General features: G+C 46.7%; 14 protein-coding genes and 1 pseudogene. 8 read left to right on the forward strand and 7 right to left on the reverse strand.

From position 1 onward, the window contains the following. Window positions 1-38: 38 nt before the first annotated feature. On the forward strand, window positions 39-1,202 hold the full coding sequence (locus tag GY843_RS11915) for a cytochrome c peroxidase (protein WP_297309880.1): 1,164 nt from the start codon (window positions 39-41) through the stop codon (window positions 1,200-1,202). A 96-nt stretch (window positions 1,203-1,298) separates the two neighbouring features. Here GY843_RS11915 and GY843_RS11920 read toward each other — a convergent pair whose 3' ends face one another. Next, window positions 1,299-1,967, reverse strand: a complete 669-nt coding sequence (locus tag GY843_RS11920; RefSeq protein ID WP_367183837.1) for a Bax inhibitor-1/YccA family protein — start codon at window positions 1,965-1,967, stop codon at window positions 1,299-1,301. A 148-nt stretch (window positions 1,968-2,115) separates the two neighbouring features. Here GY843_RS11920 and nhaR point away from each other — a divergent pair, with 148 nt between their 5' ends. Both nhaR and GY843_RS11930 read left to right on the forward strand, forming a co-directional pair. Then, entirely contained in the window at window positions 2,116-3,015 is a 900-nt protein-coding gene (nhaR, locus tag GY843_RS11925) for a transcriptional activator NhaR (protein ID WP_297309882.1), read from the forward strand. 85 nt (window positions 3,016-3,100) lie between these two features. After that, complete coding sequence (locus tag GY843_RS11930) at window positions 3,101-3,391, forward strand: hypothetical protein (protein WP_297309884.1); 291 nt, start codon at window positions 3,101-3,103, stop codon at window positions 3,389-3,391. 7 nt (window positions 3,392-3,398) lie between these two features. Here the strand turns inward: GY843_RS11930 and umuC are convergent, their stop codons facing one another. Beyond that, complete coding sequence (gene umuC / locus GY843_RS11935) at window positions 3,399-4,667, reverse strand: translesion error-prone DNA polymerase V subunit UmuC (protein WP_297309886.1); 1,269 nt, start codon at window positions 4,665-4,667, stop codon at window positions 3,399-3,401. Between the two features lie 9 nt (window positions 4,668-4,676). Beyond that, window positions 4,677-5,102, reverse strand: coding sequence for a translesion error-prone DNA polymerase V autoproteolytic subunit (umuD, locus tag GY843_RS11940; protein WP_297309888.1), 426 nt, complete (start codon window positions 5,100-5,102; stop codon window positions 4,677-4,679). Window positions 5,103-5,392: 290 nt separating this feature from the next. On the opposite strand from umuD, the gene GY843_RS11945 reads away from it, so the two are divergent. Beyond that, on the forward strand, window positions 5,393-5,713 hold the full coding sequence (locus tag GY843_RS11945) for a hypothetical protein (RefSeq protein WP_297309890.1): 321 nt from the start codon (window positions 5,393-5,395) through the stop codon (window positions 5,711-5,713). A 58-nt stretch (window positions 5,714-5,771) separates the two neighbouring features. On the opposite strand, the gene fba is transcribed toward GY843_RS11945, so the two are convergent. The 4 genes from fba to tkt form a co-directional block, all read right to left on the reverse strand. Next, window positions 5,772-6,836 (reverse strand): class II fructose-bisphosphate aldolase, encoded by a 1,065-nt coding sequence (gene fba, locus GY843_RS11950; RefSeq protein ID WP_297309892.1) that lies wholly within the window; start codon window positions 6,834-6,836, stop codon window positions 5,772-5,774. A gap of 224 nt (window positions 6,837-7,060) precedes the next feature. After that, entirely contained in the window at window positions 7,061-8,224 is a 1,164-nt protein-coding gene (locus tag GY843_RS11955; RefSeq protein ID WP_297309894.1) for a phosphoglycerate kinase, read from the reverse strand. 89 nt (window positions 8,225-8,313) lie between these two features. Next, entirely contained in the window at window positions 8,314-9,333 is a 1,020-nt protein-coding gene (locus GY843_RS11960; protein WP_297309896.1) for a glyceraldehyde 3-phosphate dehydrogenase NAD-binding domain-containing protein, read from the reverse strand. A gap of 80 nt (window positions 9,334-9,413) precedes the next feature. Continuing rightward, window positions 9,414-11,408: a transketolase gene (gene tkt, locus GY843_RS11965; RefSeq protein WP_297309898.1), complete on the reverse strand. Its 1,995-nt coding sequence runs from the start codon at window positions 11,406-11,408 to the stop codon at window positions 9,414-9,416. Between the two features lie 297 nt (window positions 11,409-11,705). Here tkt and metK point away from each other — a divergent pair, with 297 nt between their 5' ends. From metK to GY843_RS11985, 4 genes and pseudogenes are all read left to right on the forward strand, one after another. Further along, window positions 11,706-12,896: a methionine adenosyltransferase gene (gene metK / locus GY843_RS11970; protein WP_297309900.1), complete on the forward strand. Its 1,191-nt coding sequence runs from the start codon at window positions 11,706-11,708 to the stop codon at window positions 12,894-12,896. 169 nt (window positions 12,897-13,065) lie between these two features. Next, window positions 13,066-15,120 carry an EAL domain-containing protein gene (locus tag GY843_RS11975; protein WP_297309901.1) on the forward strand — a complete coding sequence of 685 codons (2,055 nt, stop codon included), beginning with the start codon at window positions 13,066-13,068 and terminating at the stop codon, window positions 15,118-15,120. Between the two features lie 36 nt (window positions 15,121-15,156). Further along, window positions 15,157-15,885 carry a 16S rRNA (uracil(1498)-N(3))-methyltransferase gene (locus GY843_RS11980; protein ID WP_297309903.1) on the forward strand — a complete coding sequence of 243 codons (729 nt, stop codon included), beginning with the start codon at window positions 15,157-15,159 and terminating at the stop codon, window positions 15,883-15,885. Window positions 15,886-15,910: 25 nt separating this feature from the next. Next, window positions 15,911-16,080 (forward strand): annotated as a pseudogene (locus GY843_RS11985) (glutathione synthase); the annotation flags it as partial.

The following is a 16,080-nucleotide window of genomic DNA, read 5'->3' on the forward strand; positions in this document are numbered from 1 at the left end:
TAACCTTCTCAATAAATTCTTATGAGTAAAGAATAATAATGACTTACCGTCTGAGATATGCCGCCATCCTCACAGTCACCACGCTACTGATAGCCTGCACAGACAAAACCAATCTGACTGAACACACTGTGCTAAATAAAGAGCAGTTGGGGCAGCAGCTCTATTTTGATACCAATCTTTCGATGAACCGTACTCAGTCCTGCGCAACCTGCCATTCACCTACCCATGGTTTTGTGGACCCTCGTGATAATGGTGTCGCAGGCGCTTTTTCTCTCGGAGATGATGACAAATCGCTGGGGGACCGGAATGCACCAACCGCTGCATATGCGATGTTCAGCCCTGAGTTTCATCTCAACAAAAAGGGCCAATATGTGGGTGGCCAGTTCCATGATGGACGAGAATCAAACCTGGCAGGCCAAGCCGGTGGGCCACCGACAAACCCAATTGAGATGGGGCTTCCCTCAAAAACCTTCACCGTTGAACGTTTACAAGAGAACCCTGCTTATATCTCATCTTTCCAAAGGGTCTATGGCGATGATATCTTCACTGATATTGAAAAGGCCTATGCCGCGATGGCAGACAGTATCGCTAGCTTTGAACGCACGGAGCTATTTGCTCCATTTGATTCTAAATATGACCGTTACCTGCGTGGCGAATACAAGCTGACAAAACAGGAAGACCTGGGGCGTACTCTGTTCTTTTCGCAGCAGTTTACCAACTGCAATATTTGCCACCAACTGAACAAGTCACAACGCCACCCTCAGGAAACATTCACCAATTACGAGTATCACAATATTGGTGTGCCAACGAATATCACTGGGCGCTTTAAAAACGGTGTAGCTGTAGACACAAAAGATCTGGGTCTTCTAAATAACCCTCAGGTAGATGATCCCAAACAGGCCGGTAAATTTAAGGTTCCTACACTACGCAATGTAGCTGTAACAGGCCCATATATGCACAACGGTGTTTTTCAGGAGCTACGTACAGTTGTGTTGTTCTACGACAAGTACAATAGCCGCAGCGCCAAACGCCAGATCAATCCTGAAACAGGTAACCCCTGGGGGCAACCAGAAGTCGCTGAAAACATTTCATTGAAGGAATTGGAAACAGGGCCTGCTCTAAAAGAGAAACGTATCGATGCTCTGGTCGCGTTTATGAAAACTCTCACCGACCAGCGCTACGAACATCTGCTAGATAAATAACTCAAATAAAAAAAGCGGTCCAGAAGGACCGCATATAAAACCCCGAGGGGCTATCACAAGTGCATAGCTTAGATGCGTGAAGAGTGAGCCTGAAACTTAGTCTTCACTCATAAATCCGAGTAGGTGGAGCAAACTGGTAAATAGGTTATAGATTGATACGTACAGTGAGACCGTTGCCATAATGTAGTTGGTCTCACCACCGTTCAAAATATTGCTGGTTTCATAAAGAATGAAGCCCGACATCAGCAGAACAAACATCGCTGATACAGCCAGAGACAGCGCTGGCATTTCAAAGAAAATCGCGCCTAGACCCGCCAGAAATGCCAGCAGAATGCCCACCATCAAGAAACCACCCATAAAGCTGAAATCTTTACGCGTAGTCAGGACATAAGCAGACAAGCTCAAAAATATAATGCCGGTCATACCCATCGCATTCATCACGATGGCACTACCACCCGGCATCGATAGGTAATGTCCGACAATCGGCCCTAAGGTGTATCCCATAAAACCAGTTAAAGCGAAAACAGAAGGTAGTCCCCAAATACTGTTACGCAGTTTAGTCGTCAGAAAATAAAGACCAAAAAAACCAACCAAAGAGATGATGACGCCGGGGTGAGGCAGCTGGAGAAATAAAGAAACACCCGCAGTGATAGCACTGAACAGCATTGTGAGGGAAAGCAATGCATAGGTATTGCGTAGTACCTTATTCGACTCTAACGCGGAGACTTGCGTATGAGTTGCGGATCGATTCATAGATGTAGACATAAAACACCTCCCCTGGTGAAAAATAACCCAAAAGCTCTAAAGACGATAAGAAGCTTTCCGGCATCAACAGTGCAAAATTTAACCGACTACCAAAATCAATAAAACTCGATTATTCTTAACAAAAGAATCATTTTTTTCGAACAAAAATATGAACTACAAACACCTTCACTACTTCTGGATGGTTGCCAAAGAGGGCAGCATCGCTGCAGCTGCAGAGCGCCTGAACGTAACTCCACATACCATCAGCGCTCAACTAAGTCTGCTGGATGACTACTTTGGCTGCTCTCTATTTACCAAAGTAGGCCGCCAACTTGAGTTAACTGAAACGGGTCACATGGCACTGAGTTATGCCAGTGACATCTTTTCCTTAGGTGGAGAACTTGAAGAAAGGATACGCAATCTGGATAAAGTCAGACCACTGGTGTTTAAGGTGGGCGTAGTCGATGTGGTACCCAAATCGATAACCTATCACCTACTCTCTCCCGCAATGGAAGATATCAATAACATTCGAATGATTTGTCATGAAGGAGACATTAACGAGCTATTAGCTGAACTTGCCCTGCACCGTCTGGACTTGGTTATCTCCGAATCTCCGATCCCTTCAGATGTCAGCATTAACGGCTACAGTCATAGCCTCGGCACCTGTGGTAGCAGCTTTATGGCACACCCTGATATCGCAAAAAAAATTGGCGATGATTTTCCCAACAACCTAAATGGCGCTCCAATGCTTCTGCCCAATGAAACCACAATGGTCCGCCGGCAACTTTTCCAATGGTTTAACAAACACAAAGTTCATCCTCGTGTTGTGGGCGAATTCGATGATAGCGCTCTAATCAAAGCATTTGCCCACGCAGGTAAAGGCATTCTAGTAATGCCAACACCGATTATCGAAGAGGTAGAACAGCAATTTGGCCTGGTCACCATCGGCGAGACCAACGAGATCATCAACAACTATTATGCTATCTCAATCGAGCGCAAGATATCTCACACGGCGGTTGAAAAGATCACCACTGCTGCCAAAGGTTGGCTGGGAAGTAACGAATCATAACTCGCAAAACATTTTACTAATCTTTTGTTCAGCTTAGCTCTGCATAATAACCATAAAGTTTTTGCAGTATTCCGCTTGGTGAAAAATGATTAAGCTGATTAAAGATTTCCAGAACTACCAGTATGTTTATTACTGGTTCAAACAGGGTAAAGGGCAGGTCAGTCCATCCCTGCCAACACTACAACACGTCTCTGAGTGGGCCATTCAGAACCAGTCGGTTGTTTACTCAGGCGAAGAACGACGTAGCAATACCCGTACTTACGCAGACAACCCTTATAACAGACGTGCGACAGATAGGGACCCAGCCATTGATATCGATTTATCGGTAAAAAAGGTTACTCAGTTGCTTCAGATCCTTGAGCAACAGGCAGCCTGAAAAGTCATCAAGCCATGACTTTACGAATAGCCTGCCAGCTTGTTGTGTAAGATGGTGATAACAGATTACGCTGCATAGCCCAGGATTGTTCTCTTCCCTGCCCGGCAAACTTTAGAGCACCACTGTAACGCTGGTTCACTTTATCCAAGACATTCATCAGTTGAGCCGATTGTTCAGTATGTAGATTCTCCGTAAACAGATCGGTCTGATAACTTTTCTCCGGCTGCAGATCGTTCAGCATCACTCCCGCCTTCATATAGCGATAGTTAGGCTTGTAGATCATATTCAGCAACCTAATAGCCTCTTTCATAATCACTCGGCTATCGTTGGTTGGCGAGGGAAGTGGGCACGATGCAGCATTTCTGTATTTTTGCTCAAAGCGGGCATTTGGATTGGTACGGATATAAACCGATACGTGTTGGGTCAGGCGCTGCTCTTCCCGCAACTTTTCAGCCGCACGTACCGCATATTCCCTGATTGCCTCCTGCATCAGTTGTAGCTGAGTAATCCGCGAACTGAAAGTCCGACTACACAATACCTGCTGTTTTGCTTCAGCTTCTACATCAAAGGTAAGACAGCGGACCCCTCTAAGCTCAAGGATTGTACGTGCCAACACCACAGAATAACGCCTGACCATTACGTCTGGATCACTCAAAGCCAGATCTGCTGCTGTATGGATATTTTCCGCTTTCAGCTTCTCTGCACTACGCCGACCAACCCCCCAGACCTCAACAACCGGCACCTGCGGCAGGAGGCGACTACACCAATCAGGCCGGTGCAGATCCACTACTCCTCCCGTGGCGGCGTAACGCTTCGCGGCATAATTTGCCAGTTTAGCCAGCGTCTTTGTAGGCCCGATGCCGACACCTACGGGTATCCCAACCCACTGCTTTATACGCTGACGAATCTTGTGGCCATAGCCAGTCAGATCCTTGATAGCTTCCATTCCCTGCAGATCAAGAAAAGCCTCATCGATAGAATAAACCTCTACCTGTGGAGCCATCTCTTCCAGCACACTCATCACCCGAGCAGAAATATCGCCATACAGGGCATAGTTACTAGAGAAAGCATAAAGGTCCCTCCGATCAACATACTCCCGCACCTGATAGAAAGGAATCGCCATCCCAATACCCATCGCTTTTACTTCTTCTGAGCGGGCGATAATGCAACCATCATTATTTGAAAAAACCACTACCGGCTTCTTTTCCAAGTCAGGTCTAAACAGACGCTCGCAGGAAACATAAAAACAGTTACAGTCCACCAGGGCATAGCTCATAACCAATCCTTAGCGAAAGCTATGTATAACGTTAGTCACTACACCAAACAGCTCAAGGTCACTACCTTCTGGGATGACAATAGGCCTATAGCGTGGGTTACATGGCAGCAGACGACATACCGGCTTCAGCTCCAGTTGCTTAACTGTTAACTCCCCTTGCAGAGCAGCAATAACTATATCCCCATGACAGGCATCAATAGAGCGATCCACAATCAGAATATCGCCACTATGTATCCCTGCCTCTTGCATGGAATCTCCCTCTGCCCGGACGAAGTAGGTCGCAGCTGGGCGCTGAATTAGTAATTCATTCAGATCTAGCGTTTTCTCCACATAGTCCTGTGCGGGACTGGGAAAACCTGCGGAAACAGTAGAGAGGAAAAAAGGCATTTTCAGAGTGGTTTTCAGTTCACTCTGGCCAAGGAAAACAACAGACATAACACAAACCAAATACTGTATTTATATACAGTATAATTAAAATAGGCTTATTTACTCAACCTCTAGCCTGGATGTTTTATGAAGGGATTAGGGTTTCTGAGAAATTCGGGCTCGAATTCACCATTTGCTCAAAAAACTGTCACATGTTGCAGGATGTAATCGTAAGATTGCCTTTTGCAATTACTCCCCTAAGCACTGCTCTGATAGTTAACTATTTGAATAAACAGTCTTAGTTTTTCTCTGGCACCTTGTTTGCTGTTTATTAAATAAACACAAACTGGAGAGCGGTGATGAACAGCTTACAATCTGGACGCCTAGCGGAAGAGAATATCCAATTTACTGGCACTGGTGGAATCAGCCAGAACAATCATAGCGAACACTTTGTTCCTGCTTTTATGGATTCCGAAACAGGAGAAATTGCTCTGTCATGCTACAAAGATGGAAGAACAGCCCCTTTTCACCTGATGGATGGGCTACCCGAGGGATGGCTATGCATTGAGCCTGACAACAAAGCGATTAGTATCAAAGAAAATATTATTTCAGGCTTTGTCCGTTATGGTCGCTTTTTCAACCGTAAAGAAGCCGCTGAATTTATGGCTGAAATAGCCTAAAGGAAAGCGGATACAAAAAAGGCCACCCGAAGGCAGCCTTAATCTTATCTAGTCACGCTTATGCGATTTTTGGATCCAGTGCACCCGTCTCATACTGTGCCGCCATATTCTCCAGAGAGATAGGCGTGATCTTAGCTGCATTACCTGCTGTGCCAAATGCTTCGTAACGAGCAACACAGATATCAGTCATCGCTTCCATAGACTTCTTCAGGTATTTACGCGGATCGAATTCAGCAGGATTTTCTGCCATGAACTTACGAATCGCACCTGTAGACGCCAGACGCAGGTCTGTATCGATATTTACTTTACGTACACCGTACTTGATACCTTCAACGATCTGCTCAACTGGTACACCGTAAGTTTCTGGAATCGCACCACCAAACTCATTGATCACAGCCAACCACTCCTGAGGAACAGAAGAGGAACCGTGCATTACCAGGTGTGTACCAGGGATACGCTCATTGATCGCTCGAATGCGGTCAATCGCCAGAATGTCACCAGTCGGTGGACGAGTGAACTTGTAAGCGCCGTGAGAAGTACCGCAAGCAATGGCCAGAGCATCTACACCCGTTTTCTTAACGAAGTCAGCCGCTTCATCCGGATCAGTCAACATCTGATCGTGAGATAGTGTACCTTCAGCACCGATACCATCTTCTTCACCTGCCTGCCCTGTTTCCAGAGAACCCAGGCAGCCCAGCTCACCCTCTACAGAAACACCACACGCGTGTGCCATCTCTACCGTACGACGTGTTACATCAACGTTGTATTCGTAGCTGGATGGAGTTTTACCATCAGACATCAGGGAACCATCCATCATTACAGAGGAGAAACCCATTGCGATAGTACGCTGACAAACAGCAGGGGATGTACCGTGATCCTGATGCATACATACAGGAATGTGCGGGAATTCAGCAATCGCCGCTTCGATCATATGACGCAGGAAGTTAGAACCTGCGTATTTACGAGCACCGGCAGATGCCTGAACAATCACTGGGGAATTTGTCTTGTCAGCCGCTTCCATAATGGAGCGCATCTGTTCCAGGTTGTTTACGTTGAATGCTGGGATGCCGTAATCATTTTCAGCGGCATGGTCCAGCAGCTGACGCATGGAGATCAGAGCCATTTTGTCACCTTTAAATATTCGTTAACTTTGCCAAAAGGCAGGGATGGGCAGAGTTTACCACCCATCCATTAAAAAAAAGAATAAATTGGGTATGCAAAACGTAATGGGCGCAGACTAGAGAAGGCAAAAAATCACGAACGAGCGCAGTTTACTGATGTAAATGAGCATCTTGAGTGATTTTTTAACGCCCTATAGTCAAGCAGACATAGTTTTGCATGCCTCAATTAAGAGTTCTTTGCTTCCAGTGCAGCTACTGCAGGCAACTTCTTACCTTCAACGAATTCCAGGAACGCACCACCACCTGTAGAGATGTAAGATACTTTATCTGCAATATCGTACTTATCCACAGCAGCCAGTGTGTCACCACCACCAGCGATAGAGAAACCCTGGTTCTCAGCAATTGCCAGAGACAGTGTTTTAGTACCTTCGCCGAACTGGTCAAATTCAAATACACCAACAGGGCCATTCCAGATGATTGTGCCTGCATCCTTCAGCAGTTCTGCTAGGTTCTGTGCCGACTGAGGACCGATGTCCAGGATCATATCATCTTCAGCTACATCATCTACAGACTTAACTGTCGCTTCAGCAGTCTCAGCAAACTCTTTCGCTACTACTACATCAACCGGCATAGGAATGTTTACTTTCTTCATCAGATCCTGTGCAACAGAGATCAGGTCGTGCTCACACAGAGACTTACCTACTGGTTTGCCCGCAGCAGCCAGGAAAGTGTTAGCGATACCACCACCGACGATCAACTGGTCAACCTGATCAGATAGCGCTGTCAGAACTTCCAGTTTAGTAGAAACTTTGGAACCACCTACAATCGCAGCCAGAGGACGAGCCGGCTTATCTAGTGCCTTGCCTAATGCATCCAGCTCACCTGCCAGCAGAGGGCCGGCACATGCAACATCAGCGAACTTCGCTACACCGTGAGTAGAAGCCTGCGCACGGTGAGCAGTACCGAATGCATCCATCACATAAACATCACACAAAGCGGCCATCTTCTGGGATAGCTCTTCGTTATCTTTTTTCTCACCTACGTTAAAACGTACGTTTTCAAGCAGTACCAGTTCACCTTCTGCAACTTCAAAACCGCCATCCAACCAGTCTTTGATCAGTGGAACTTCACGATCCAGCAGTTTAGCAATGTGGTTAGCCACAGGCTGCAGAGAGAACTCTTCGCTGTATTCACCCTCAGTTGGACGACCCAGGTGAGACATCACCATCACTTTAGCGCCTGCTTTCAGTGCCAGCTCAATCGTTGGCAAAGACGCACGGATACGCGCATCGGAAGTAACTTCACCATTTTTCACTGGTACGTTCAGGTCTTCACGGATCAGAACACGCTTACCGCTCAGATCCAGTTCACTCATTTTCAGTACGCTCATTGACGTGCCCTACTTAATATTTCAAAAGTTTCAAGAATTCTGTTCAGCAGGAGGACTGTCTTGTATCAACTCCTGCGCCAACCCCAGCTCTAACGTTGTTCTAGCCAATGCTGTGCTACATCCAGCATTCGGTTAGCAAAACCCCATTCATTATCAAACCAGCACACAAGTTTGATCAGACGCCCTTCAGACACTTTGGTCTGGGTACCATCTACCACCGCGGAACGGGAATCGCGGTTGAAGTCTACCGAAGCATGAGGCTCTTCGGTATAACCTAATAGTCCCTTTAATGGCCCCTGTTTTGACGCTTTTTGTAAGATCTTATTAATGTCAGCCGCAGTTGTTTCTTTCTGTACGTTAATCGACAGATCCATCATAGAGACATTGATGGTAGGAACCCTGACATGCAGACATTGAAACTTGCCTGCCAGATGCGGCAACAGCCGATCAATACCCTTATCCAACCCGGTATCCACAGGAACAATAGAGTGCATAGCACTACGGGTTAGGCGCAGATCGGTCTGATGATAGCTATCAATCACTGGCTGATCATTCATTGCCGAGTGGATTGTTGTTGTCACACCATTAACAATGCCCAACTCTTTATCAATAAGATCCAGTACGGGAATAATGCAATTGGTAGTACAGGATGCTGCTGAAACAACCTGATGCTCTGGTTTCAACAACGTCTCATTCAAACCAAACACAATCGTGGCATCCACTTCATCAGTCGCGGGTTGCGAAAACAGCAAACGTTTCGCGCCACTATGAATGTGAAGGTCCGCTAAGGTTCGAGATTTAAAAGATCCTGAACACTCAAATAACAGATCAATATCCAAAGCAGCCCACGGCAGATCTTCTGCATCTGATTCATTCAGAATCTGAATTGCATCGTCATCTACAAGTAGCTGTTTGCCGTCATGTTCAACAGAAACAGGAAAGCGTCCATGGGTTGTATCATAGCGGGTAAGGTAGGTTACCGTTTCCAAATCAGACAGCTCATTAATAGCCACAACCTGGAACTGATCCTGTAAACCGTTTTCATAAATCGCACGCAACACACTCTGACCAATACGGCCATAACCATTGATTGCGACTCGATAACTCAATCTATTTACCTACCCTATCTACCTTAAAAGCGCATAACTGAAAACGGCCCGCTATTGCAGGCCGTTTCGATTGCTGCGGTTTAAAGTACAGATTTAACTGTAGCCACAACGTTTTCGGTAGTGAAACCAAAGTGCTTGAACAGTTCGCCTGCCGGCGCAGACTCACCAAAGGTACGCATACCGACGATAGCGCCGTTCAAACCAACATACTTGTACCAGAAGTCAGCTTGCAGGGCTTCAACAGCAACACGTGCAGTCACAGCAGCAGGCAGAACAGATTCACGGTATTCAGCAGACTGCTGATCGAACAGACCAGTTTCTGGCATAGAGACAACGCGTACGTTAGTACCTTCAGCAGCCAATGCTTCAGCTGCATCCATTGCCAGACCCACTTCTGAACCTGTTGCAATCAGGATTGCATCCGGCTGACCATCAGTATCACGCAGGATATAGCCACCCTTAGCGATGTTAGCCAGTTGCTCTGCTGAGCGCTGTTGGTGCTGTAGACCCTGACGAGAAAATACCATTGCAGTAGGGCCATCAGCACGTTCAAGTGCCGCTTTCCATGCCACAGCAGATTCAACTGCGTCACATGGACGCCAGCAGCTCATATTTGGCGTATGACGCAGGTTAGCAACCTGCTCAACAGGCTGGTGAGTTGGGCCATCTTCACCCAGACCAATAGAATCGTGAGTGTAAACGTGGATAGCACGCTGGCGCATCAATGCAGCCATACGAACTGCATTACGAGCGTACTCCATAAATACCAGGAAGGTAGCACCGTAAGGGATAAAACCACCGTGCAGTGCGATACCGTTCATGATCGCAGACATACCAAATTCACGTACACCGTAGAACAGGTAGTTACCTGAAGCATCGTCTTTCTCAACACCTTTGCAGCCAGACCACAGTGTCAGGTTAGAACCTGCCAGGTCAGCGGAACCACCCAATAGTTCAGGCAGTAGAGGACCGTAAGCATTCAAAGCATTCTGAGAAGCCTTACGGGAAGCGATTGTTTCACCTTTCTCAGCGATCTCTGCGATGTAAGCATCTGCTTTCTCAGAGAAATCAGCTGGCAGTTCACCAGAGATACGACGCAGCAGTTCATCTGCAAGCTCTGGGTACTCAGAACGATACGCAGCAAAGCTCTCGTTCCAGGTATTCTCAGCGTGGTTACCCGCTTCCTGAGCGTTCCAATCAGCCGCAATATCAGCTGGGATTTCGAAAGCAGGGTGTTCCCAGCCCAGACGTTCACGAGTCAGTGCGATCTCGTCATCACCTAGTGGAGCACCGTGGCAATCTTCTTTACCTTCTTTATTAGGCGAGCCGAAACCAATCACTGTCTTACAGCAGATCAGTGTTGGCTGTTTAGTGTTCTCCTGAGCCGCTTCAATCGCCGCTCGGATCTGATCAGCATCGTGGCCATCAACATTCGGGATAACCTGCCAGCCGTAGGATTCAAAACGCTTAACGTTATCGTCGGTGTACCAACCTTCTACTTCACCGTCGATAGAGATGCCATTGTCATCCCAGAACGCAATCAGTTTGCCCAGGCCCAGAGTACCAGCCAGTGAACATGCTTCATGAGAGATACCTTCCATCAAGCAGCCATCACCCATAAATACATAGGTGTTGTGATCAATGATTTCATGACCTTCACGGTTGAACTGTGCTGCCAGAGTTTTCTCGGCAATCGCAAAACCTACTGCATTGGTAATACCCTGGCCGAGTGGACCAGTAGTAGTTTCAACACCCGGGCAGTAACCATATTCAGGGTGACCTGCAGTTTTTGAGTGCAACTGACGGAAGTTCTGCAGATCTTCGATAGAGACATCATAGCCCGTCAGATGTAACAGGCTATAGATCAGCATAGAGCCATGACCGTTGGACAGAACGAAACGGTCGCGGTCAAACCACTGCGGATTGTTTGGGTTGTGCTCCATGAAATCATTCCACAGCACTTCGGCGATATCCGCCATACCCATTGGGGCACCCGGGTGACCAGATTTTGCTTTCTGTACGGCATCCATGCTCAGCGCGCGAATCGCGTTGGCAAGTTCTCTACGAGAGGACATTAACTCTGCTCCTGGGCCATTTGCCCAAATAGAAGGTTCAAAAAATTTGGGCGCAATTTTCTCGCAGATAGCCATAAGCTTCAAATAAGAATTGCACTTTCTGGGCAAAAATGAGTGTTTTTCATTCAAAAAGTGATAATTCTCATCTTTATAGCGGCGTAAAAATATGCATTTAGCATGAGGCGAAGGTAGAATACGCGCTAATTTTCCCGGACGGCTTCCCGCCTGCTAAACTTTTTAGGCTTCAGGCATCATTTTCCAGCCTCTGCAGAACGTCTTTTAGAAAGGTATTAATCAATGAGCGAATACGGCTTATTTACATCTGAATCAGTTTCCGAAGGTCACCCGGATAAGATTGCAGACCAGATCTCCGATGCGGTGCTTGATGCAATTATTGCAGAAGACAAATACGCCAGAGTTGCCTGTGAAACTATGGTTAAAACCGGCGTTGCAGTTGTTTCTGGCGAGATCACTACATCTGCTTGGGTAGATCTGGAAGATCTGGTCCGTAAAGTCATCTGCGATATTGGCTATACCTCTTCCGAAGTAGGTTACGACGGCGAAACCTGTGGCGTGATCAACATCATCGGCAAACAATCACCTGATATTAATCAGGGCGTAGACCGCTCTAAACCTGAAGATCAGGGCGCTGGAGACCAAGGTCTGATGTTTGGTTATGCATCTAACGAAACCGATGTACTGATGCCTGCTCCAATCACGTACTCACACCGTCTGGTTGAGCGCCAGGCTGAAGCGCGTAAATCTGGCCTATTGCCATGGTTACGCCCGGATGCAAAATCCCAGCTAACATTCCGTTATGAAAACGGCAAACCAGTCGCTGTCGATGCCATAGTACTGTCAACTCAGCATAACCCTGATGTTTCACAAGCTGATCTGCGTGAAGCGGTGATGGAATTGATCATCAAGAACACAATTCCAGCTGAGTGGCTGACCAAAGATACTCAGTATCACATCAACCCAACAGGTAACTTCGTTATTGGTGGCCCTGTAGGTGACTGCGGCCTGACTGGTCGTAAGATTATTGTTGATACCTATGGTGGCATGGCACGTCACGGTGGTGGTGCATTCTCTGGTAAGGACCCATCAAAAGTTGACCGCTCTGCTGCTTATGCTGGTCGATATGTTGCTAAGAATATCGTTGCTGCGGGCCTGGCTGACCGTTGTGAAATTCAGGTTTCCTATGCAATTGGTGTAGCTGAGCCAACCTCTGTTTCAATCAACACATTCGGTACTGGCAAGATCTCTGATGAGAAGATTATCCAGTTGGTACGCGAACACTTTGATCTGCGCCCATACGCGATCACGAAAATGCTAGATCTGCTGCACCCAATGTACCAGCCAACAGCGGCTTATGGTCACTTCGGTCGCAACCCGTTTGAGATGGAATATAAAGGCGAGACATTCACGGCCTTTACCTGGGAGCGCACAGACAAAGCTGAAGCTCTTAAAGAAGCAGCAGGCCTGTAAACTCAACAGAGACAGCAGCCTTATATTAAAAAAGCACCGCCAGGTGCTTTTTTATTGCCTATAGCTGTTTATATGACAATAATTAGACTTTATTCACTTACATAATATGTAGATGCAACTAAGCAACTTAAGCATACGAAAGAAGCTTATCGGACTGGTTACAATTCTAGTGCTTGGAATTATTGCCACCTCCTGCCTGGCTTATTATTTTTCCTATCAAGATACAACCAACAGTAAAAGGGAAAAGATTCGTAGCGTTGTAGAAGCGTCTATCAGTCAGATTCTGGCACTGCAAAAGCTCGATATTCCTGATTTAGAATATCAGCAACGTCTGAAGAATCTTATCTATAATACCCGCTACTCAGACAACGACTATCTGTACCTGATAGATAAAGCCCCGAGGGTTATTCTTCATCCCATAAAACCCGAACTAGAAGGCCAATTGGTTACTGACATAGAGGGGATTGAAAAACCCGAACTTATTATTCAGGGTTTCAGGGATGCCTTCCAAGCAGGAAGTATGTTCTGGAGCATCATGTGGCCAAAACCTAGCGGAGGCCCTGCCAAAGAAAAATTAACCTACGCTCAGGTTATACCCGGCACTGAAATGATGCTGAGTACAGGCATCTATGTCGACGATCTAAATCCGCTCTATTTTCAGCGCGCACTGAGTTACACGATAATCACCATAACAGTAATCATCGCTGCGATTATTGGCGCTATCGTTATCTCCCGTAATATTGTCCGACCTATTATCAACCTCTCTTCGCAGATGGCAGGGTTATCCAAAGGCGAGATAGAGCAGGAGTTTCTTTTTGCCCAGCGCCAAGACGAAATAGGAAAAATGGCGCGTTCCCTCGAACGTTTCCGTAACCATCTTATCGAGAATAACCGTCTGCGCCATATGCAGGAACATGTAAAGTTTCTGGAAAGTTTTGACCCTGTCACCCGCCTCTATAATCGGCAGGCAATGGGAGAAGCAATTGAACGCGAGATCATCCGCAATCATGAAAACCAGGACCCGGTTTACTTTCTGTTTATCCGTTTTGATCTGTTACGCAACCTCACCATAGAACTGGGCGAGGAACAGCGCGATCAAATCCTAATTGAAATAGCTAACCGTTTACGCAGCATAATGTCTGTAAACCACCGTTTAGGCCGGCTATCTGAAGGCTGCTTTGGTCTTCTATTACTTAACAGCCCGGTTGATAAGAATATAGAAACGCTGGCAACCCAGATTCTTGCGACAATTGAACAACCTATTCAGCTGGATACTGTTCAGGTTCAAGTTGGTGCTCGTATCGGCATTACCTCATTCCCGGATGATGGAGATCAGCAGTTTGAGCTGATGGGCCGAGCAGAGATAGCAGCAAAAACTGCACGAAAAATGGAACAGGGCTGGCTTCACTACAGTTCCATAAGAGAGCAGCAATCCGAACAGAAGATGGTAATCTGGCAGGATATCTCAGCGGCGATGGATCAGGACCAGTTCTACCTAGTTTTCCAGCCACTTTTTGATCTAGAAAGTAACGCCCCTCTCTCCTCAGAAGTTCTATTACGCTGGGAGCATCCAGATCGAGGGTTTATTTCACCCGCTGTTTTTGTCCCGTTGGCAGAGCAAAGTGGTCTAATCTCCCGATTGGATAACTGGGTACTAAATGCTGTGGCTAAGCAGTGTCGCTCCTGGCTAGATCAGAACCTGACATTCCCTAAAGTAGCCATAAACCTATCCGGCATCAGTTTCCTGCGTCCTGATTTTGAAGATAAACTTCAGGAGATTTTCTCATCGCATAATGTCGACCTGAACCATATCGAGCTTGAACTGACTGAGGGAGTGCTGATCGAGGATCTAAGCCGTATTCAGGAAAAGCTTACCCGTGTACGAAATACAGGCGTCAGTATATCTATTGATGATTTTGGTACCGGCTACTCCTCTTTAAGCCGAATTAAAAATCTGCCGGTTGACCACATTAAAATAGACAAATCCTTTATCGACGATCTGGCCAGCAGCCCACAGGATCTAAAAATTGTGCAGGCAATCATTCTCATGGCACAAGGTCTTCAACTTAAGGTTGTTGCGGAGGGCGTTGAAACAGAGCAACAACTGTCCATTCTACGTAAGGAACATTGTGATATTGTTCAGGGCTACCTACTCAGTAGACCACTATCCGTTGCTGATTATGAGACCCTTATCGATGAAGACCTGGTTATCGAAGGCGAATAAGAAGGCGAATATAAGGATTAAAGGTATAACCCATCGATGAGAATTCCCCGTTTTTACGATCCACAACCGCTATCCCTGGGTAGCGAGATCTCTCTTTGTGATGAAGTTGTTCAACATGTCAGCCGTGCACTGCGCATGCGTCCGGGAGAAATGATCATTCTGTTCAATGGTGATGGCTTTGAGTACCAAGCACAGCTGACTAATGTTGAAAAACGCAAGGCAAGCGCCCATATATCTGAACAGACAGATCCAAAGACAGAAAGCTCTCTTCAGGTAAGCATTGGTCAGACACTTTCCCGAGGCGAACGGATGGACTACGCCATCCAGAAAAGCACGGAAACCGGAGTTTGCCAAATAACACCTCTGTTCTCTGAACGCTGTGAAGTAAAACTGCCTCCAGATAGACAGGAAAAGCGAGTAAAACACTGGCAGCAGATAGCTATCAGTGCCTGTGAGCAAAGCGGAAGGGTAGCACCTCCTGAAATCCAACTACCGGAAACTCTGGAACAATGGATAAAAGCTCAGGATGCTGAATTGAAGCTAGTTTTACATCATCACAGTGAACAGCCCTTACAGAAGATTGATCCGCCCTCCTCTGTGGCGCTATTGATCGGTCCTGAAGGTGGTCTCACTACACAGGAAGTTGAACTTGCTGTCGAAAATGGTTTCAAACCACTGGCGCTCGGACCAAGAGTCATGCGCACAGAAACAGCGCCTGTAGCGGCACTGACATTATTAAATTATTTATGGGGCGATTTAAGTTAATCCCATTTCATAACAGGTAAAACAGATGACGATTAAAGTTGGCATAGTAATGGACCCCATTGAGAATATCTCTTTCAAGAAAGATAGCTCTCTGGCCATGCTCTGGGCCGCTCAGCAGAAAGGCTGGGAACTATGGTACATGGAACAGCAACATCTGTTTTCCCGTGATGGCAAAGCACAGGCGAAAATGGCGCC

Source organism: Neptuniibacter sp. (assembly GCF_024231755.1).
GTDB lineage: Bacteria > Pseudomonadota > Gammaproteobacteria > Pseudomonadales > Balneatricaceae > Neptuniibacter.